This is a genomic window from Haloarcula sp. HT12 (genome assembly GCF_055271655.1).
Genome location: NZ_JBUXKW010000004.1, coordinates 65,423 through 85,477, shown reverse-complemented (window position 1 = coordinate 85,477; position 20,055 = coordinate 65,423). Strand labels below are relative to the sequence as shown.

General features: G+C 54.1%; 16 protein-coding genes. 8 read left to right on the top strand and 8 right to left on the bottom strand.

Annotated elements, in window-relative coordinates; genetic code table 11:
* Nucleotides 1-111: 111 nt before the first annotated feature.
* The 3 genes from ACY9XZ_RS13575 to ACY9XZ_RS13565 all read right to left on the bottom strand — a co-directional run bounded on the left by ACY9XZ_RS13575 (nt 112) and on the right by ACY9XZ_RS13565 (nt 3,867).
* Nucleotides 112-945, bottom strand: coding sequence for a glycosyltransferase family 2 protein (locus tag ACY9XZ_RS13575; protein ID WP_463457555.1), 834 nt, complete (start codon nt 943-945; stop codon nt 112-114).
* 379 nt (nt 946-1,324) lie between these two features.
* Nucleotides 1,325-3,178 carry a hypothetical protein gene (locus tag ACY9XZ_RS13570; RefSeq protein WP_463457554.1) on the bottom strand — a complete coding sequence of 618 codons (1,854 nt, stop codon included), beginning with the start codon at nt 3,176-3,178 and terminating at the stop codon, nt 1,325-1,327.
* A gap of 407 nt (nt 3,179-3,585) precedes the next feature.
* The gene (locus ACY9XZ_RS13565; RefSeq protein ID WP_004515801.1) at nt 3,586-3,867 is read right to left on the bottom strand and encodes a winged helix-turn-helix domain-containing protein; all 282 of its coding nucleotides are present in this window, start codon (nt 3,865-3,867) and stop codon (nt 3,586-3,588) included.
* A 795-nt stretch (nt 3,868-4,662) separates the two neighbouring features.
* Between ACY9XZ_RS13565 and ACY9XZ_RS13560 the strand changes: the two genes are divergently transcribed.
* The gene (locus ACY9XZ_RS13560; protein WP_463457553.1) at nt 4,663-5,295 is read left to right on the top strand and encodes a DUF7344 domain-containing protein; all 633 of its coding nucleotides are present in this window, start codon (nt 4,663-4,665) and stop codon (nt 5,293-5,295) included.
* A gap of 60 nt (nt 5,296-5,355) precedes the next feature.
* On the opposite strand, the gene ACY9XZ_RS13555 is transcribed toward ACY9XZ_RS13560, so the two are convergent.
* Nucleotides 5,356-6,501: an alpha-D-ribose 1-methylphosphonate 5-triphosphate diphosphatase gene (locus tag ACY9XZ_RS13555; RefSeq protein ID WP_463457552.1), complete on the bottom strand. Its 1,146-nt coding sequence runs from the start codon at nt 6,499-6,501 to the stop codon at nt 5,356-5,358.
* 754 nt (nt 6,502-7,255) lie between these two features.
* Here ACY9XZ_RS13555 and gfo6 point away from each other — a divergent pair.
* A complete protein-coding gene (gfo6, locus tag ACY9XZ_RS13550; protein WP_463457551.1) occupies nt 7,256-8,326 on the top strand; it encodes a D-xylose 1-dehydrogenase Gfo6 in 1,071 nt (356 codons plus the stop codon).
* A gap of 1,007 nt (nt 8,327-9,333) precedes the next feature.
* Here the strand turns inward: gfo6 and ACY9XZ_RS13545 are convergent.
* Nucleotides 9,334-9,669, bottom strand: a complete 336-nt coding sequence (locus ACY9XZ_RS13545) for a winged helix-turn-helix transcriptional regulator (RefSeq protein WP_463457550.1) — start codon at nt 9,667-9,669, stop codon at nt 9,334-9,336.
* A 137-nt stretch (nt 9,670-9,806) separates the two neighbouring features.
* Here ACY9XZ_RS13545 and ACY9XZ_RS13540 point away from each other — a divergent pair, with 137 nt between their 5' ends.
* The 5 genes from ACY9XZ_RS13540 to ACY9XZ_RS13520 all read left to right on the top strand — a co-directional run bounded on the left by ACY9XZ_RS13540 (nt 9,807) and on the right by ACY9XZ_RS13520 (nt 15,138).
* On the top strand, nt 9,807-10,445 hold the full coding sequence (locus ACY9XZ_RS13540; protein WP_463457549.1) for an NAD(P)-dependent oxidoreductase: 639 nt from the start codon (nt 9,807-9,809) through the stop codon (nt 10,443-10,445).
* A gap of 107 nt (nt 10,446-10,552) precedes the next feature.
* Nucleotides 10,553-11,326, top strand: coding sequence for an AzlC family ABC transporter permease (locus tag ACY9XZ_RS13535; protein ID WP_463457548.1), 774 nt, complete (start codon nt 10,553-10,555; stop codon nt 11,324-11,326).
* Nucleotides 11,319-11,633 (top strand): AzlD family protein, encoded by a 315-nt coding sequence (locus ACY9XZ_RS13530; RefSeq protein WP_463457547.1) that lies wholly within the window; start codon nt 11,319-11,321, stop codon nt 11,631-11,633. The genes ACY9XZ_RS13535 and ACY9XZ_RS13530 overlap by 8 nt, the downstream gene beginning before the upstream one ends.
* Nucleotides 11,634-11,802: 169 nt before the next feature.
* Nucleotides 11,803-13,017: an ABC transporter substrate-binding protein gene (locus tag ACY9XZ_RS13525; protein WP_463457546.1), complete on the top strand. Its 1,215-nt coding sequence runs from the start codon at nt 11,803-11,805 to the stop codon at nt 13,015-13,017.
* A gap of 876 nt (nt 13,018-13,893) precedes the next feature.
* A complete protein-coding gene (locus tag ACY9XZ_RS13520) occupies nt 13,894-15,138 on the top strand; it encodes a Cdc6/Cdc18 family protein (RefSeq protein WP_463457545.1) in 1,245 nt (414 codons plus the stop codon).
* Nucleotides 15,139-15,506: 368 nt separating this feature from the next.
* Here ACY9XZ_RS13520 and ACY9XZ_RS13515 read toward each other — a convergent pair whose 3' ends face one another.
* Nucleotides 15,507-15,869, bottom strand: a complete 363-nt coding sequence (locus tag ACY9XZ_RS13515; protein ID WP_463457544.1) for a HalOD1 output domain-containing protein — start codon at nt 15,867-15,869, stop codon at nt 15,507-15,509.
* Nucleotides 15,870-16,374: 505 nt separating this feature from the next.
* On the opposite strand from ACY9XZ_RS13515, the gene ACY9XZ_RS13510 reads away from it, so the two are divergent.
* Entirely contained in the window at nt 16,375-17,097 is a 723-nt protein-coding gene (locus ACY9XZ_RS13510; RefSeq protein ID WP_463457543.1) for a hypothetical protein, read from the top strand.
* A 238-nt stretch (nt 17,098-17,335) separates the two neighbouring features.
* On the opposite strand, the gene ACY9XZ_RS13505 is transcribed toward ACY9XZ_RS13510, so the two are convergent.
* Nucleotides 17,336-17,992 (bottom strand): lactate utilization protein, encoded by a 657-nt coding sequence (locus ACY9XZ_RS13505; protein WP_463457542.1) that lies wholly within the window; start codon nt 17,990-17,992, stop codon nt 17,336-17,338.
* Nucleotides 17,993-18,716: 724 nt separating this feature from the next.
* A complete protein-coding gene (locus ACY9XZ_RS13500) occupies nt 18,717-19,700 on the bottom strand; it encodes a bile acid:sodium symporter family protein (RefSeq protein WP_463457541.1) in 984 nt (327 codons plus the stop codon).
* Nucleotides 19,701-20,055: the final 355 nt, after the last annotated feature.

Genomic DNA, 20,055 nt, shown 5'->3' with positions numbered 1-20,055 from the left:
CACCATAACGGTAGTACTCACTGCGAGTCCGCCGGTCATAGAAGGCGTCCTCAGATTGTTTACAGACCAAGCGGAGCCCACCAACAGAACACAGGACGTAGGGGGTGAAGATCAGTCACGTCGGAGGTGTTTCCGCTTGAGCCGCCAGAAAAATCCGCTAAGTAGCAGCATAGAAAGCTTCGGGATGAACGAACCGTATCTGATTCCGCTCGATTCATCGCCGTATAGCGCCTCCATCGGGACGTCCTGAACAGTCATCCCATTCGCGTCTAAGTGAATTAGCATATCGTTCAGGAACCCGTAGTCGTCAAACAGGTCGTTCAGCGAGAGCTGTTCAAGCGCCGTCGCAGAGATTGCAGTATACCCGTTTTGTGGATCGCGTATTTTCCAGTGTCCGCTCGCGATTTTTGTCAACACCGTGAGAAGGACATTTCCGAACAACCGCCAGTTAGACATCTGAGCACAGTGGCGCCGCGATATCAGACGGTTGCCTTTCGCGTAATCCGCCTCACCATCGACGACTGGGTCGAGTATCCTCTCGAGGATACTCGGATCCATCTGGCCGTCTCCATCAAGTACTGCAACTGCGTCCATACCACTCATCAGTGCCAGCTCGTACCCTGTTTGTACAGCGGCCCCGCGACCACCATTGGTCTGATGACGCACCGGGACGATCCGTTTGTCGAGAAAGGTTTGGCTTTCGGAAACCGTTGTCCCGGCCCCGTCAGCAACCATCATTTGTTCTGCGGAATCTCCGGTTACACCTGCCTGTTGTACCTCAGTGTCGACGTATTCCTTGATCTCTGTCCAAGTGTCATCTGTCGAACAGTCGTCGATAACGAACACCTGGTCGACGAACTCCGGAAGTGAGTCGATGACGGTGCCGATGAACCCCTCTTCGTTGTACGCCGGAATGACGACACCAACGGTCGAGCCTTTGTACACGCTATGCCCCCCCTGTGTGTGAGCAGTGCTGTTTCGTTTCCATGAGATGTACAGCCCGGTTGCATTGCTGGGGGGAGTCCGCAACAGCACAAACAGAGTTACCGAACACGCAACTACTCATCTCGGGTCGGCTTCCGTGCCAGACCCACGCGCCAATAGCAACTTCCGGTTCAGTGATAGTCATGGTAGGTCGTAGGGCCGTGTACCGGCCACCAATAGGGCCCTCTCTGTCGCCATGTTGGGCAAATCGATCTATTGTTATTCCTTACTTTCCGTGATTAGCGGTCGTATACAGTGAACTGTCGAATCAATAAATATCTCGTTAGACTGCATCCGAAAGGCATCGACGTACGGCGATTACTCCCGGTATCGACAGGCGCTATTCGAATTGGTCCTGATACGTCGCCCTGATGTCCGCTTGGCGACTTTCGGTGAGGTTCTCATACGATTTCCCGTGCGTATCGCGGGCAAGTTCGTCCCAAGACTCGATCCGATCACCGGACTCAGTCTCGAACTGTGCATCGAAGTCGCCTTCAACCTTCTGCTGGACTCCGATATCGAGACCAGTGAAATCGAATTTCTCACCGGGTTGTACATCGGCACCGTACTCTTCACGAGCGATCTCCTCACGGGTCCGCACTTCTGCGGCTGCAAGGCCGTCCGCGAACGGTTGGCGTTCGTGGATCTCTTCGACCTGGCGCTTCGTTTCGCCGCTCACCTCATTGTAGTAGAGCCCGTACTTGTCCTGAGTGATTTCATCGAGCGAAGCGCGCTCACCGTCAGAGACACTGGTGCTCTCGCCGGAGCTGCTGGAGCCGCTACCGTCGTCTTTGGCCCAAGACGGCTTGACCGACATGGCGGTCGACGCGCGCGCGTCTTCAGAGTAGATACCATAGACGTACGTCTGCAGGCTCAGTGGTTCGACAGGATAATCTGTCGAATCGGTCACCGTATATTCAACTTCGAACCGAACGCGGGTCGACTCCCCGGGCGCAAGCGTCACGTTCCTGTTTAGTCCATAGGCTTCCGGTCGGTCATCGTCGTCGCTGTCGATTCGATGCTGGATCGTTTGGGTTCCAGTGATTTCACCGGTGTTCGTTACGTTTGCAGCGAACACAGCCGCATCACCGACGTACAGGACGTTCGGTCCGACTATATCCGAAACCTCGAAACGACTGTCCTGTACCGTCATCGAGACGGTTTCTGTGTCGGCAGCAGTACCAAGCGAGTAGTTGTGTGTGCCGCGGCTCAAATTCGTCGTATTCACCCCGATAGACACCGTTGTCGTTTCGTTGGCAGCGAGTGAAACGGAACGGGAATAGGTGGTGTTCTGGGAATCACTATGGAGCGTGACATTGTCAGTGCCGTCCACGTCGCCAGCGTTCATGACGACCGCAGAGACGTTCGCGGTGTCCCCGGTGGTGACGTTGGCGGGAGCGCTCACGTTCTGGACCTGGAACGTTGCGGGTTGCTGAACATGTAGCGTTCCGGTCGTTGTTGTGTTTTCGGTGGTGACCTGGTATTGGTATCGACCGGGTTCCAGATCGGCAGTACGGACTGTGGCAGTGCTTGTCTGACTCTGGCCGCCCGATAGCGAGAATACACTCTCGTTCAGGGTTTCAGTATCAGAATACTGGCCGTTCTGGTCCCTATCGACGGCGATTCGAACGGTCTGAACTCCCCGATACTCGCCTTCATTGGTAAGGTTCGCACGGATAGAAGTGTTCGTGCCGCGAACGATCGTATCCTTCTCAGTTGTATCGGTGAGTGCAAACGTTGGAGGAGTGAGTACAGCTACACTCCCAGTGGTCTCCGGGGACGACGATTCACCAATAGCTACAGCATACGTGTATTCCCCAGAGCTGATCTGCTCGGGCTCGGCAGCTAGGGTCACATTCGTCGTTTCAGTCGGCGAAACCTCGACTTGTTTTGTCGCTACTGTTTGGGGAGACTGTCCCGTCCCGTCCTCGTTCAATCGTAGCGCTACTTGTTGCGTTGTTGTACTTGCTCCCTCGTTTGTGATTCGGAGTTGGACTCGCAAGGGTTCATCCGGCCGAATATCGGTTGGAGTGCTCACAGCGTGTATCTCCAGTTCGGCCTCATCCACGGTGGTGTCTGACTCCGTCGGCACATCAGCGAACCCACCGACACCAAGCCCAACCGTAGCGCCTCCAAGGATTAACAGCCCGGCGACACACCCGATCAGTAATTTTCCGTAGCCTATGGACAACATGCGTACGCAGGTAGGTTACAGGTCACTATTGTTACGGCCGCTATACCCGCTGTTAAACACTCTCTGCCGTCAATGTCGCTGTGTGCGTTCCCACATTCGATGTTTCGGAACGAGTAGTGGTCGTTTACTACCAGAGCGGCCCTCAAAGAGTAAGTCACAAGCGATGGTCATGGTGAATCTAAACCGCTGGAATCCGACGTCATCTAATAGTATCGGTTAGCTGAGTTTGTGAACACAAAATCCCCCAAATCGCAGCCCAAGCTTGGATCTATATGTCAGAACAGTGTATGGGAGAGAGACCATTTGCAGTTGCCAATGTACCCATCGACTTAAGAAAGGAAGAGAGGCGGTCCTAAGTCGACGCGCCTCGCAGCAAGCCGTTTTCAACCCGGTATCGGGCGTGACAGTTACGCCATATTCTTCCGTTCGATTGTCTCCCAAATATCGACACCCTTCTCGGTGATGTCGTACACACGGCCTTTCTTCCGGTCTTCCGAAACGAGTAGGTCAACGAGCTCCGATTCACGAAGTTCCTGCAGCGCGCGTGAAACGTGGGCGATGCTCATTTCCCTGTCATCTGCGATTAGCGACGGTGTCGCAGGCCCTTCTGACAATCGGCGGAGAGTCTCGACTCGATACCGTGAACTGATAACGTAGCTCACCTCGTCCCATTGATCAAAGTCTGCCATCGTATCTATTCGTATGCACGAGTGTACCAGCTACCTTCATTGGACACAGTCTCGTGTACAGAGATATTCCATGTGCCTGTGGTTAATTGTTTCGCTCGTGTCGCTTGGTCTCGCTTCGTAGTCATACACGACTCCGGTTGATTACCCTGCTTCCTGAGTATGTGGTGAGTAATATCGTTCGTCCATCGAAGTAGTACTACCAAGCGTTTCAGCTACTGGTTCGGTCACGGACCGAGAACCGACCATCAGCATAGGCCGTGTCCCTCCCGAAGTTTCGATTCCTGACGACTACCTAGAGGGTACTTTCATCCAGTGCGTCTGTATAAACGGGATCGTGGCCGGGTAGCGGGTAATTTTTTAACCGTTGCTCATAGGATTACGTTACTTGTCCAATGGGCAGTGATAGGGAGTGTACGTGAGGATTTATATTATCATTTTTGGGGTGGTTTAATTGTGTGAATCCGGGATATTGGCACGCCTCAAGGATCGTAGCCGGAAAACTACAGATTTGTCAATACACATTTACGCCGACGCGAGTGTTTCCAGTACGAATCGCCAGAGATTGATTCGAAGAGCGCTGTTACTCTCAGAATACCGAAGCAACTACTGACTACTGCCGGCGGTAATCACGGAAAAATTATCTAATATATTACATAACAAAGTATTAAGTGCCAAGGTGATGTTGATTTGAAATGCTGACTGACAGCGTACTGCTCCGTCGATGCAGCCGGGGGGCTGTGTGAGCGCGATTCCAGACGGATAAACGATGTCGCAGCACACAGGAAGTGGGTAAATATGGGAGTCAAAGACACCGCACAAACGAAAGCAGAACCGGCCAATGAACTGAGCGACGAATCCGTACCAGCGCCAAAAGGGAAAGAGAACAGTGCTGACCAGGTAGCGTCACAGGAGCAGGATGAGTCCAGTGCATCCCTCGACGTTATTTTTGAAATATTGAAAAATAGCCGCCGCAGAGAAGTCCTCCATTTTCTTCGAGAACGAGACGAACAGGTCTCTCTTGGTGATCTCGCGGAACACGTCGCGGCCATCGAGAACGATACCACGACTGATGCGTTGACCTCCAGTGAGCGCAAGCGCGTGTACGTAGGGCTGTATCAGTGTCACCTCCCGAAGATGGACGACATCGGGGTGGTCGATTTCAACCAGGACCGTGGGCATATCACCCTTACCGAGAAGGCCGATGACTTCGAAAAGTATCTCGACCGCTCCGAGGAGGAACAGGATCGACAGTGGTACCAGTACTATGGAGCCGTATCTGTCCTGGGTGCGATGGTCCTTGCTGCCTCTGTCGCCCTCTCGCTTTCCGGGAGCATGGTCTTAGGCCTGTTCTCCCTGGTGGTAGGTGTTGCAGGTGCATGTTCCGTGTACCACTGGTCAGTCGAGCGGGAAGACCAGGACAGCGAGTAGTCCGGGAGAAACGGTTTCGCTCCGCGCCTAATTTTTACGTAGTTCGCCTCACGAATATAGCTATGCAGAGCGGTACACTTCGTCACCCGCAATATATGTTCGTTCTACTGATGGAACCGGTTCAGGATCAACGATGACAAGATCAGCCCTGGCACCCCGCTCTAATCGGCCACGATCAAACAGGCCAGCAACAGCGGCTGGGTTGGTGGATACACGCGCTACCCGGTCTTTGAGCGGTTCATCACTCTCGATAAAGACAGAGCTGAGCAGTGATTGCGGACGGAAGTCACTACAGAGGATATCGACAACGCCGTCTTTGATTGCCTGAGTCGCATCAGGCCCGTCCCACAGGCTCCCCCCGCGAACCACGTTCGGGGCACCCATCGCAACGGTCATGTTTAATTCGGTTGCGCGCTGAGCAACACGGTGAGAAAGCGGATATTCGCAGATGTCGACCCCCAGGGCGGCGGCGTTGTCCACACCCGAAACGGTTTCATCATCGTAGGAGGCGACGGGAATGTTTCTATCATTCGCTAATCTCGCTATCTTTCGCGCGCGCGATCTGGTTTCGTCCTTGGAGGGAGCATTCCGACGCGTGTGGAGCGTCTGTAGGCTCGTACCTGAAATCTCACTGCTATGCTCGTAGCGTTGTGCGAGTGAACTTTCGCCAGCGAACTGGCCCGTTCCTGGAACATGTGAAACGAGGGAGACGAGATCGCCGCCCGATTGAATCTCCTCCGAGACGGCTTCGACCGCCGCCTCGTTCGTTAGTTCACATCGCATGTGAAGTCTGTTGTCGACTCTGGCACCGACTTCGCGGTTGAAACACCGGATATGCTCGGCAAGGTGGCGGGCTAATTCGATACTCCGGTTGTCATCCGGGACGTCTTCGAACGCAATAGCATGGTACTTCGTCGTAATTCCCGCGCTGACATTGGCAATATCACACCGGTCCAGAGCGACTGCTGTATCGACGCGATCCCCAGCTCTCGGAAAGAGGTGTCGCTCGATGTCATCGCCATGGAGATCAACCAATCCGGGAAGGACATACTTCCCCGCCGCATCGACATCCGGGGAATCATGATATCCCGGTTCCACTGAGACTATTTTTCCATCGGAAAACACTACTGTTCCGTCCTCTATTTCCGTAGTGGGCGTAACGATAGTTCCTCCCGAGATCACCGTTCGATTTATATTGTTGCTCATCTGCTGTGACTCCCGGTAAAATTACCAGTATGTATCGGTCGGTGTCCCGAAAAATGAGTATAAGCTTACTACGATTGTTCCACAATTAGATATAGAGACCATATTTATATGAATCTAGCTGCCATGGCCGGTACTCCACTACATAAAGAGAGGGAATCGGATCCGCTAATCGTCGGTATGAGTCAAACAAGATTGATCTAAAGTCCTTAGCGATTATTCCAGGGCTTGGAATCGATCTGAGCCCTAAAACAGAGGATTTGGCTCCCAATGTAGTATCTCAGACCACTTGTGTAGCTGTCAAGCAGCCATAGTTTCTATGTAATAATCATATAATAGGATCATAGAGAAGTGATTTACGAGTGATTCTGGTGAATTCATATCTGTTATGATACACCTACTTGTATAATACTGTATTAATTACCTCAACAGGATGTATGAGTGGAAATTCCCCCTACATCTTTTCGTAGTCAGAACAGTATAATAACACCGGAGCTATAACAAATAGACGGTTGGATAGAAAGACGGTTAGAACGAATTATAGCAAGTAGAGCCGCAACTGAGTTCTAACAAGTCCCACTGTCACAAGCAGGTCAAATTCCAAAAGGCCGACACTTAGCGACCTCAATTGCCGCCATAGAGAGTTGGTCTATTTAGTACGCGGTCGTAGCAAATGTCTACGTGCCGCTACTGACGACATGGTATTTGTGTGTCCAGAATCCGAAGGTTTTAGCGCCAGTGTTCGAAACAAGATCGTATGAAAGAATGGGTTGACGCTTACGACGAGCGTGACTGGCAAACGACCACAGATGGAACCGTTCGGTACGCACTGTTGGGCCTGGGCTGGTGGACGATCGATCTGGCGCTCCCCGCGATTCGGGACTCTGATTTGGGTGAGGTCACAACGTTTGTCAGTAGTTCCTCGGAAAAAGCCGAGCGACTCGCCGATGAACACGGTGTCGATCACGGGATTAGTTACGATGAGTTCCACGATGGAGATGCGGCCGACGCGTACGATGCCATCTACATCGGGACACCGAACGCCTTCCACCTGGAATACGCCGAGACGGCCGCGGAACTAGATAAAGCCATTCTGTGCGAGAAGCCAATGGAGTCAACAGTCGAACGGGCTCGAGAGATGGTGGAAGTCTGCGAGGATGCCGACGTTCCGTTGATGATTGCCTACCGGATGCAGACCGACCCGGCCGTCCGGCGCGCCAAGGAACTCATCGAAGACGGATTTATCGGCGAACCTGTCTCCGTATACGGCAATAACAGCCAGCCGTTGCTTGAAATGAATCCGAACACGGACCAATGGCGTCTCGATCCGGATCTGTCGGGCTATGGCACCTCCGTGATGGATCTGGGAATCTACTCTATCAACACGACTCGGTTCCTCCTCGACCGGGAACCACGGGCCGTGCAGTCACAGATGAGCTCCCATGGGGCCGCATTCGAAGACGTGCCTGACGAACGCTCCGGGGCGCTGCTTGTACTGGAAGACGGTGTCAAGATGGTCACGACTGATAGCCAGAACGCTCACGATGATACGCAGCTGAAAATCACGGGGACGGACGGACAGATCGAACTCCGTCCAGCGTTCCACGGTAAAGCGAAACTCCACCTGTCCCGAAACGAGACCACAGTGACTGTCGAACACGAGAGTTTTGACGCGGAGGACGAGATGCGGGAGGAATTCGACTACTTCGCCGACCGCGTCTTGACTGATGCTGAGATCGTCCCGGACGGCCGCCACGGTCTCCAAGACATGCGGATCATCCGAGCCATTCACGAAGCCGCCGAAAGCGGCGACGTCATCGAGTTATAGCTGAATCGTTCGGTTTATGTGAGCCCGTTGCCGCCACATTGTTCGAAAACGCGTTCCTGGCGGGTACTGGCTGTCGTGTTATCCCGGTCAAGACGGAGGACAGTGCTACCGTATTTCGGTGTTCAAAATCGGTGAACAATACCTACCCAAAGCTTAGTTTTATCTCCACTAAGTCTGGAAAGCAGTGATTAGTCGCAGTGAATACGGAAGCTCTGGTAGCCGTTGAAATCCAATGGAAACCCGATTGTACGATTGCGTTCCGGCCGGTGTGTGAATCGTTTCAACTGTTACTACGGCGTCAGTCTCTGTTAGGTAGCCTGTTGTGAGTCCTCCAGGAGTCTCATTAACAGGGTGAGTCGGAAGATCGGGAATGAGTTTCTCGGATGACCGACACGGCCTCGTTCACCCATACGGAATTACTATTCTGATTCGATAGTCAGATTCACCTGGGTAGACTGTGGTGAAGGTTTTCAGTACATCACACCGAGTATCGTTGAAGAAGGCTGAGATCTGAGACAGTCGGTCGAGAATAATAACATCTGTACTGATGTTATGTAAAGAGCAATGGAAAGCCTTACAGTTCGTACACAGCCGTTGGCGACGGAGTTTTGTATTTGATACAGGCAGTATATATTTAGCTGTTATAGGTTCGGATACAGGTGTGTTATTGTCGATTGACTATTTTCTGGTGGTTTTAATTCTATTAAGTCGATCAGTTATTAGAGGAATAGCCATATCCGTATTAATAATCCTTTGAGTGTGAATATATGTGATTCTTCTGGAGAAATACGGTATATTGTGTACCCAGATTTCTGTCTGTTGTCTGTACGAATGCTACTTTTGGCTAATGATACTGTAAATCACGGCGGTTTGCTACGGATAATTGGTTCGGTAAACGGTATTGACAGGCAGATCAGGGGAAGTTCCATCACAGGGAGGAACGATGCAACCGTCACAGCAGCAATGGCTTGGGTGGTCACTCGACGGGGCAATGGAGATCGCGATAGTCAATTGCCGTCAGAGATCCACTTCTCCCCCCACTCGTGGATTTCATCGAACGCCGAGAGTAGTTCTTCGCCTTTCGGTGTCAGTGAGTAATGAACCGCAACTGGGCTTCCCTCAGCGACGCGGCGTTCGACGTATTCGTTTTCCTCCAGGTCATCAAGCACGCGGGACAGCGTTTGCGAGTTTGCGTTCGTCGCACGCTTGAGTTCGTTAAATCGAAGTTCACCCTCCCTGAGCACATGAATCACCGTCATGCGCCAGCGGGATCCGATCTCTTCAAGCGTCTTGATTACCGGGCAGTGACCGTATTTTGATTCGAGGGTATCATTCGATGACATCGATGTTACTTGGTCAAGGCTACGTTCGCTGAATTATATTAAGATCATGTTCCAATACCAGGTTGGATGATATGACCGTGATTTCGGTTCCGCATCTCGGTATCGTGTAACAACTATCAGCGACTGTGCTCAATACAATGGACGTACTACTACTCGGTGCGAGCGGACGAATCGGACAGCGAACTGCGACAGAGCTCCTGGATCGCGGCCACGCCGTCACAGGGGTGTCCCGCAGTGGGAAAGTCGAAGGGATCGACGATGACGGTTTCGTTGCCGTATCGGGAGATGCGACCGACCCCGCGGATGTCGCGAAGTGTGCGACAGGGCACGACGCCGTGGTGTCGGCGCTCGGTCCGAGCGGTGATGAGTCGGCGGAAGTTCTCACAGAGATGATTTCGGCCGTCATCGACGGTCTCCGCCGTGCTGATGTCGACCGGCTCGTCTGGACCGGGGGTGCCGGCGGACTCAGGGTTGGTCCGGAGACGCTGCTGATCGAAACGGACGACTTCCCCGCCGAGTGGAAACCGGTTGCCAGCGCAGCCATCGATGCATATGACATCCTCAGCGAAGCCGATGACCTGTCGTGGACCTACGTCGCACCGGCTGCACTGATCGAACCCGGGGAACGTACCGGTGAGTACCGGACTGCCGATCGGCAACTTGTGACTGACGAGGACGGTGACAGCTACATCTCGATGGAGGATTTCGCCATCGCTCTCGTCGACGAACTCGAAGACAGCAACGCCGTCCATACCTATCTCGGAACCGGGTACTGACGGCGTCCGTTTCCAACACCGTTTAGTCCGACACTCGTCTCGAATCAAATGACGGCACCGGAACCACGGAGTCACGGTGCCGCCGTATTTGGAGTGTCAGTACCGAAATGCCCACCACAGACGAGTCGCCCGAAACGGAACAGTCAATCGATAGTGCCCCCGATGAGACGGAGAACCCGAGAGCCGACATCCCTCCGGGCGCGGTGACGTTCGACTGGGCCGGAATGCGTGCCGGCTTCGTGACCTGTCTCCCGGTCGCTCTCGGTGTCGCCGGCTATGGGATCGCTTTCGGCGTTCTCGCCGACCAGGCCGGTCTGAGTATCGCGGAGGTAGCGTTGATGAGCGCGACTGTCTTGGCCGGCGCCTCCCAGATCATCGCCGTCGAGTTATGGGCTGACCCCGTTCCGTTCGCGACGGTTGTACTCGCGGTTTTTGCGGTAAATCTGCGATACTCGCTGATGGGCGCAGCCCTCCGACCGTGGTTCAAGCATCTGTCGGCAACACGGACGTACGGCAGCCTGTTTTTCATGGCCGATGAGAACTGGGCGCTGACGATGCGCGACCTCACATCCGGGAGCCGGCGGGGCGCGTTCCTGCTCGGGAGCGGCCTCGCTATCTGGGTGTTCTGGGTCGTCTCATCTGTCATCGGCGTCGCCGTCAGTGGCGTAATAGACGATCCCGCCGTGTTCGGGCTAGATTTCGTTCTCGTGGCGACCTTCGTCGCACTCGCGGTCGAACTGTGGGACGGAGCGACAACAGCCGTCCCGTGGGCAGTCGCACTGGTGACCGCGCTGCTCACCGCACAGATACTGGCCGGCCAGTGGCACGTCATCGCCGGTGGGGTCGCCGCCGCCGGCGCTGAGGTGATCAGACGTGACTGACCCACTCTCGCTTGATCCGACAGTCGTCGCGATCATCGCCGCGATGGGTGCAGCGACTTATCTAACGAAGGCCGGCGGACTGTGGCTGTTAACACGTATTGGAGTCAGCGAGCGTATCGAGGCGGCCTTGGAGGTACTCCCCGGCGCGATTGTCGTTGCCCTTCTCGGCCCGGAGCTGGCCGCCGGCGGGCCGCCGGAGTGGCTCGCCGGCAGCGTCGTCGCGGTCGTCGCCTGGCGGACGGAGAATATATTCTTGGCCCTGATCACCGGTGTCGGGGCTGTCGTCGCGTTCCGTGCTGTGCTGTAAGCAACGAAACGGGATAGTTTGGAATCCTGTTAGGAGCGGTGCTTTCAACGGGCTCTATGCCTGGGACGGTGAACAGGGCAGATCCGCGGGAACGTCCAATAGTAGACCCGGCCAGTACCGGTCCGGTTGATCCGAAAGCAATATACATCGTATTAGGCCTACCTAAAGCATGGACGAAACAGGAGATACAGGAGGTTTCACTCGACGGGAGTACCTTGGTGGCAGTGGTGCGCTGCTCGGCACGTCAATCGTTGCCGGGTGTTCTAGCAACAGTGGTGAACCATCCAGTACAGAGACATCGAGTGCCGACGGAACAGGCACGTCGACGCCGACAGGCGACGGCTCCTACACTGCCTCGCTTTCACCAGTCGGTGAGATCGAGTTCAGTTCAGTGCCGGAGAACGTCTTTACCATGTACAATCAGTATGCGGATATGTTGGTGGCACTCAACCACGGTGATGCGGTCAACTCGATGTTCGTGCCGGATATGGCCGGGCCCTCGATGACCCACTACTACGAACGGCTTTCTGGCGTCTCCTTTGATTGGGAAGGCCTTCCGAACCCCTACGATAATTTCAGCAAGGAGTTCTTCTACAGTCTAGACAGCGACGTTCATTTCCTCGATCCCGCCTGGGCGCTTACCCAGGAGAACTGGGACATGAGCGATATCGAGGAAATTACCGACAACGTCGGTCCCTTTTTTGGAAACTTCTATAGTGGGACACACAGTGAGCCACAGGAACCCTACAGCGAGAACTACAGATATTACACTCTCTGGGAGCTTTTCGGTCGTGTTGCCACGGTGTTTCAGGAGCGAGAGCGCTACGAGCAACTCAAAACTGTTCACGAGGAACTCATCGACACCATCCAGACGAACCTGCCACCCGAAGAGGAGCGACCGACCGCCGTTCGGGTTACACTGGGAGACGGTCAGTTTTGGACTTACCACCTGAACCGACCGGGGTTCTGGCTCGCCGACACCCGTCCGCTTGCCGCTAACGATGCTTTCGGCGATGAAACCTGGGATGGACTCTGGGGTTCGGTGGGCTACGAAACGATGCTGGAAGCCGACCCTGACGTAATCCTTCACCTCTGGGGAATGACACCGCGCTACGACATGGGGAACGTCCGCGAGACGCTCGCGTCCCACAGTGTTGGGCAAGAGCTCTCGGCGGTCGAAAACGACCGCGTGTACGCGCACGGAATGCGATATCACGGCCCGATTATGAATCTGTTCCAGATAGAGATGACTGCAAAACAGTTGTACCCGGATATCTTCGGCGAGTGGCCGACCTACGAAAACGGGGACCACTATCCAGAGATCCCATCGGAGGAACAGCTTTTCGACCGCAACCGCGTTGCTGGGATAATTACGGAAGGGTAACAGCTTCCGGACGTTTTGCCTTATTTCGTACTGTTGTGCGAATGCTTGTTGGTCAGGCAGCGGGTCAGTAGTCGGTCGATCCGGTCGATCTAAACAAAGAGAACACAATGTAGTGATTTTAAGTACTGAGTCGTGAGAACGGTTCGGTTCGATGAGTCGACTGTAGAAGCGTGGAACACCACCGTGTCTGCAGTAACACCACATCAGAGAGTTTCTACCCCTCGTTTACTGCGGACATTGTGGCGTCTGACAGAAGGGTTTGTCAGGTATTTCGAGAGGGGACACCACGATGTCCGCTGTTCTAAGCGGGTGTGAGAATTGGTAAGTCGATTACGGCGGACACAGTGGTGTTATATTGATCCGGCCACACCACAATGTCCGCTGTTCTGGAGTTGTAGATGAAGAACAGCGGACATCACGGTGTGTACTGAGACATCAAAGACCCGCAGATTCGATTATAGAAGGATTGTGCGGAGAGAATTAAGTGTAGAGGAAGAGCAAACACTCCCACCCCACTTTGTCCGCTGTTCCTCGCAAAGAGTCAGGAGGGGGTGGAGCCGGCGGCAATATTTGAGCACAAGAGCAGCCCGTCCGATCTCGATATAGTACTAGGTATGGTACTAGATAGTGGTGTAGGGTGCCCCTCTACAGGTATCAAACTGCATTACGGTCTAGCTCTGAGGGAACTATTATAAACTTTTCCTTCGTGTATAGTTCCTTATTTCGACCCCCTCCCACGGTATTCTAGTTACTCCGGACATAGTGGGGTGGGAGGGTCCCCCCTTTCTTTTATAAGCAAAAGAACAGCGGACACTCCGGACACTCCGGACAGGGGTGGTTTTATATACGTTCCTTCCAAAACGTCTGGTAACGACTATGGGGATGTTTGAACGCGACACCGAGATCTACTTGGACCGGGACGCTCTCCGCGAGGATTATCAACCCGAGAATCTCGTCGGACGTGACACTGAACTAAACCGGTACCGAGCCGCTCTTCAGCCTGTTATCAACGGCGAACAACCCAACAATATCTTTTTATACGGTAAAACTGGGGTCGGGAAAACTGCCGGCACGCGGTATCTAATCGACCATCTCGAGGAAGATGCAGCGAAATACGAGGATATCGATCTCACAGTGAAGATGTTAAACTGTGATGGCCTCTCCAGTAGTTATCAGATCGCCACTCGGCTCGTCAACGAATTCAGGGACGAGACGAGCCAGATCAGTACGACGGGGTACCCTCGTGCGACGGTGTACGATATGCTCTGGACGGAACTCGACGCCTGTGGTGGGACCATCTATATCGTTCTCGACGAGGTCGATCACATCGAAGACGATAGTATTCTTTACCAACTCCCGCGCGCGCGAGCGAACGACAACCTCAGTTCGGCAAAGATCGGTATCATCGGCATCTCGAACGATTTCTCGTTTCGCGATGATCTCTCCCCGAAAGTCAAGAGCTCACTCTGTGAGGAGGAAATCCAGTTCCCTGCGTACGATGCGAAAGAACTGATCCAGATCCTGCAACAGCGCGCCGATGTAGCGTTCCACGACGGCGTACTCGAAGACGGCGTCATCGAGCTGTGTGCCGCATACGGAGCGAAAGACGCCGGCGACGCACGGCAGTCACTCGATCTCCTCATGAAAACGGGTGACCTGGCGCGCGACAAAGACACGGACACGATCTCGGAAACACTCGTTCGAGAAGCCCGGGACGTTCTGGAACGAGGGCGGATTCAGGAAGGCATTTCGGGACTTACCCAACATGGTCACTTAGTCGTGTACGCAATGGTTACACTCGATCAGGAGGGGAAGACACCGGCCCGGACACGAGATATCAGGCCCCGATATACGAACTTCGCTGAGAAGGCAGGGATCGATCCGCTTGTTCCCCGCCGGATGCGTGACCATCTCGGTGAGCTCTCGATGTTGGGTATAATTTCTGCCATCGAACGGAACGAGGGACGTCGCGGGGGCACCTACCGTGAGTACTCCCTCGAGATGGACCCGGAGATGATTCTCGCAGCGCTAGAGAAGACCGTCGACGATGTCGGCATCCACAAATCTGTCACCAACCTCGTCGACAGCGAGGCGACGCTCTCGGACTTCCAGTCTACATAGGAACCGCGGACATGGTGGTGTCGAAACCGACTGAAGCGTAATGGTTTTCAGGATATAGAACAGCGGACATAGTGGTGTGGCCACTGATGCTTGAGATCTTTCCGATGTATTTCGATATCGGGAGGAACTCCGGACATGGTGGTGTCAAACCAGGTATCTTGACTTTTGATCTCCTAACCTCTATTGTAGAATTCCGCAATATTGTCCACTATTCCCGAACGAACTCCAGTTACCACCGCTGAACAGTGGTTCCGGGGAGTCAGTGTCGGTCTGCCGCTCGGACAACCGAACCCATGGGACTGGTGCATCTGTGAAGAGCATAAATAACGAGTTTCTCGGGGCGAACGAACCGGTCGGGGTCTCTGCGATTAGCTCTTTCTCGCACTATCGCTGTCAGAGTTCGCAACCCGGATCACTCCATCAGCACGAACTGTGATGATAAAGCTACGGTATCGAAAGGTGATTTTCCGAGTCGCTGGTCCGGTTGACTGATCCGGCTGTGTTCCGAACAGCAACGTTTCAATCGCACCGATTTCGACGTAGTCGTGCAACGGTGACTCACGATACGTTTCCCTATCTTGTCCCGTCTGGTCGGCGATAGCTTGGACAATGACACCTGCAAGTCCATCGTCGCTGGTCGGGTCGTACTGAACTTCGTCTACCGTCTCACTCGTTTTAGCGAATAGGTCTTCACCTCCACCAGTCTCATCACTTTTGCTGTTCTCGGCCATCTATCTAGCAAATAATTAGATCGTACATATAATACGTGTATGAATATTCGGGCTCAATAACTACCTTGTAGACTAATGCTGATAAATTAGTGACACATACCAAATAGCTATACCGTATAGCTATATTTTATAGTAACACCAACTCGGTGGCTGAAATGGTAGTACGGTTTCATCACAATCGATCCACAGATCTTCGACAGCAGTGGGTGCCGATCTGTTGGCAGCCTACTCTCTGTATTCTCGGTTCTCTAATAGTCCGTGCTGTTGTTGCCTGTTGGATCTCTCGTCGAATACCTCAACCCGAGCTTGCTGGTGAACTCCTATATGGCCTCACTTTCAGCATTCGCCGCCACAAACCTCTCTATTCTCCGTCCCGATTCAGTTTCAGTGGTGATTTCCTTCACTACTAATTCGACGAGCCCGCTCTGGATCAATGTGGAAATCACATGATAACAATACTCATGAAACACCCTGGAATGAGTACTTGTAGAAAGGACCCGTCTCTATGAAACAATTACCCAGACGGCAACTACTCGGAACCCTCTGTTCGGGACTTGTCGTACTTGCCGGATGCAGCAGCGACCCAAACAGCGAATCAGATGAAACAGACAGTGGCGGCGGTGCCGAAACGACACCGAAACCAGTTACGGCCACCAATACGGACCAACCAGCGGACGGCGGAAACGAGGACGGGAACGGATCGAACCGGTTCGGCCAGGTGGCACAGTTTCCCGATTCGTATGCGATGACCGCAACCAGGCAGTCCGAGGGGCGGACCATCGAGATGACCGGCCGCTTCTACCAGGGGGATATGTATTGGTCGTTCGACCAGCAAGGACAACAGATGGAGATGTATCATATCGGCAACAGCACGTACACCGTCGCCGGGGGGCAGTGTCTTCGAGGGACGATGCAACAGGGGATGGACCGTGACGATGTTGACCCCGGCAGGTTTTCCGATCAGCCTCGAAAAAACCCCGATATCACGCCGGTCGGCCGGGATACCATCGATGGCGAGGAGGTGCTCGTGTATGAGTTCTCACAGAACGGCTCTCAAGAACCAGTTACGTACTACATCCTCGCGGATTCCGGATATCCGCGGCGAATCGAAGCCGAATCCATGCGGTGGGATTTCCATTCGTGGGGGTCGGTCGATCCGATTCAGAAACCCGATAGGGACTGCCAGTCGATGCCTGGCGGGGGCATGACGGCTGACGGGGGTAGTTAGCAATCCAATCGAAAACCCGTTTGTGGGAGCTAAATCATAGAAAATCAAGCTTTACGCGATCCGAATTACGGGATTTGGAGAACTGAACGGACTGCCGGCTGTGGCATTTCTTCGATCAGACTGCTAAGCCAAGCATGGCTTACTCTCCTCCCGAGGCCGGCTCCAAAGGAAACAAGCATTTCGACAGCATGTGATCGGAATCTTTGCGTTCTGTCCGTTCCGGGGACGACCGGCGCTGTTAGTAGCCCAGGTGCTCGCGGATGAGAACGACGGTCGTGCGGTCGTCTTCGAGTTCCTGGCGGAGGATGAGCTGTTTGGCGATCGCGGAGTCGACGCCGTAGGCCTCTTTCGCCCGCTCGTTTTCGAGGGGGTACGCGACGGTCTCTAGTCGGTCCAGCGCGTCCTCAAGTGTCGGGACGATCTTGTTTACGCCACTGACGATCACGACGTTACTGGCGGCGAACGGATACGCACCGATTCGGCTCCCCGAGCGATCCGCCGCGACGAGTTCGCCGGTCTGGGATATGCCGTTGATGCCACCGAGGAAGTAGTCGGCAGTCTGTGACTCTCGGCGGGCGGCCTGTCGCTGCGCGTCGTCGTCGATACTCCAGATCTCGTCGGGGAGGCTCTCCCACTCGTGGTCCCCGTCACTCAGGTACTCGGCGAACCCGATCTCTTCCAGCGTCGTCGAGTGGCCGTTCATCACGGACGCCTCTGCGGGGATGAGCGACTGAAGCTCTGCGAGCGCATCGTCAGCAGAGTCAACGACGATGACATCGAACCCGTTTTGCTCCAGATTCTCGACAGTCTTCTCAATGGTCTCTTCCGAGGCCAGTTCGTCAAGCGATTCGTTAATATCTGCGTCGTCTTCGTAATCAGATTTCTGTTGAGACATATTGTGTCGCGGAAGGTGTATCGCATCAGTAGGAAGGAGTAGCTAGTGCAAAAGTGCTCGCGGACACCGGTGTCAGGTAGTTACATCGGTGATACTCCACTCTCTGGACAGGGTGTGACATGCAGGCGGACACTCCGTGAACGCCGCCGACGTCTCGTTTTTCCCACTCCCGCCGTACACGTTTTCACCTCTTTTCACAGATAGCACGCGGATCTGATTGTTGACTGTGATATCAGATGCTGAGAACCGGGGGATAGCATATATCGCTCTCCACCCAGCATGTTACGCTATCAATGCAAATGATACGTAACGAGACTACAGACACTCATGGGACCCCCTCGAAAATGGTACTGTTCTGTCCGGACTGTGATTTCGAGAGCGGTATGATCGGGGGAGATTGGGGCGTTTCGAGCACCGGGCATACGACTATCTATCACTGTCCACGATGCCAGCACTCGTTCAGCGTCTCCAATCGCCGGTGATGCCTGGCCAGCGACTGACCATTGCATACCGATTCGATCTCTCACAGCGCGAACAGCGTACACACCGTGGTACGTCGTAATCACAGACGATTGCCGGTGTGGACGAGGTAATCACCGAACTGCTTGACACTGCTGTCTTCGGGTCCGAGGCTGCGGTCTCAGCGACCGGTATGCTCGACTGATTATTCCGAACGGACCGGTCACCCAAATCAATGGCAACGCACCGGGTCTACCCCGACTAATCAGTCGTCACCTGGAACGGCGGTCGCTGATTGCTGCGTGTCGTCTTGCCAGCTAAAGAAGCTTGCCAGCGCCGGCCCGGTGATGTTGTGCCAGACGCTGAACAACGCTGGAATGAGGGCGGCTGCAGGTTCGAACAGCGTCGTCGCCAACGCGACCGCCAGTCCGCTGTTTTGCAGGCCCACCTCGAACGCACAGGTCCGGACGCGATCTCTCGACATCCCAGCTGCTCGACCGACACCGTATCCCGAGCCGAGGCCGATAGCGTTGTGGGCGACGACCGCCACGAGCACAAGCAGCCCAGCCGTGAGGATGTTGTCCACGTTCGCACCAACGACACCAGCGACGATGGCGACGATGGCGGCGACACTGACAACCGGGAACACGTCGGTTCCAATTTCTGCGGCCTTGGGCGAATAGCGATCCAGCAAATACCGGATCGTGAAACCGAGCAACACCGGAATGATGACGATCTGAACGATACTCTGGAACATCTCCGCAAAGGTGACGTTGATCTGCTCACCGAGGGTAAACACTACCCAGGCCGGCATTACAATCGGCGCTGCAAGGGTCGTAAGTGTCGTAATCGCGACGGACAGTGCCACGTCACCGCGACCGAGATACGTCATCACGTTCGATGCGGTCCCACCGGGAGCGGCACCGACCAGAATGAGACCGATACCGACGGCATCTGGCAGATCGAGCAGGACGTACAGCCCGTACGCAGCGGCAGGCATCACCAGCCACTGTGTGACAGCACCGATACCGATATCGACCGGTTGTTCGATCAACCGGCGAAAATCCGCCGGCTGGAGCGTCAACCCCATCCCGAGCATGATTATACCGAGCAGCGGCGACACGTAATCCAGAACCGGGACGAACGGATCCGGCCTGACGAGAGCGAGTCCTGCCAGAATGATAACCCAGACGACGAAGTATTTGCTCGCAGCCCGACTCACCGCCCGAAGTATCGATACCGAACTCATATATCTGGATTATGAAGGATGTAGAAAAAGCTTACCTTAGATTGCCGAACCTCTGAATTACGAACTCACAATGGGGGAGGGCTGTTGGTTTCTCGCAGAGTTAGTTTGCTGTCGGTGCTTGGAATGATAGAGACATTTGACGAATGTATTTGATATATATCAGGTCGTTTTATCGCTGACTTACAAAATCCCTCTGTTGCTCGCCCTCCATCTGTAGAGTCGTCCGACAATCTAACCGCAATTCGTTTCCTGGGTCGCTCGCTCAAACAAATACATCCACGATTACGGGAATAATTCAAATTCATGACTACACGCTGATCCACGTTGAGAACCAAATGATTTTATTTTAACTCCC

Bases quoted from the DNA above. Each gene is read 5' to 3' on its own strand.
- ACY9XZ_RS13570 (WP_463457554.1), bottom strand. From the start codon at position 3,178: ATGTTGTCCATAGGCTACGGAAAATTACTGATCGGGTGTGTCGCCGGG.
- ACY9XZ_RS13565 (WP_004515801.1), bottom strand. From the start codon at position 3,867: ATGGCAGACTTTGATCAATGGGACGAGGTGAGCTACGTTATCAGTTCA.
- ACY9XZ_RS13560 (WP_463457553.1), top strand. From the start codon at position 4,663: ATGGGAGTCAAAGACACCGCACAAACGAAAGCAGAACCGGCCAATGAA.
- ACY9XZ_RS13555 (WP_463457552.1), bottom strand. From the start codon at position 6,501: ATGAGCAACAATATAAATCGAACGGTGATCTCGGGAGGAACTATCGTT.
- gfo6 (WP_463457551.1), top strand. From the start codon at position 7,256: ATGAAAGAATGGGTTGACGCTTACGACGAGCGTGACTGGCAAACGACC.
- ACY9XZ_RS13545 (WP_463457550.1), bottom strand. From the start codon at position 9,669: ATGTCATCGAATGATACCCTCGAATCAAAATACGGTCACTGCCCGGTA.
- ACY9XZ_RS13540 (WP_463457549.1), top strand. From the start codon at position 9,807: ATGGACGTACTACTACTCGGTGCGAGCGGACGAATCGGACAGCGAACT.
- ACY9XZ_RS13535 (WP_463457548.1), top strand. From the start codon at position 10,553: ATGCCCACCACAGACGAGTCGCCCGAAACGGAACAGTCAATCGATAGT.
- ACY9XZ_RS13525 (WP_463457546.1), top strand. From the start codon at position 11,803: ATGGACGAAACAGGAGATACAGGAGGTTTCACTCGACGGGAGTACCTT.
- ACY9XZ_RS13520 (WP_463457545.1), top strand. From the start codon at position 13,894: ATGGGGATGTTTGAACGCGACACCGAGATCTACTTGGACCGGGACGCT.
- ACY9XZ_RS13515 (WP_463457544.1), bottom strand. From the start codon at position 15,869: ATGGCCGAGAACAGCAAAAGTGATGAGACTGGTGGAGGTGAAGACCTA.
- ACY9XZ_RS13510 (WP_463457543.1), top strand. From the start codon at position 16,375: ATGAAACAATTACCCAGACGGCAACTACTCGGAACCCTCTGTTCGGGA.
- ACY9XZ_RS13505 (WP_463457542.1), bottom strand. From the start codon at position 17,992: ATGTCTCAACAGAAATCTGATTACGAAGACGACGCAGATATTAACGAA.
- ACY9XZ_RS13500 (WP_463457541.1), bottom strand. From the start codon at position 19,700: ATGAGTTCGGTATCGATACTTCGGGCGGTGAGTCGGGCTGCGAGCAAA.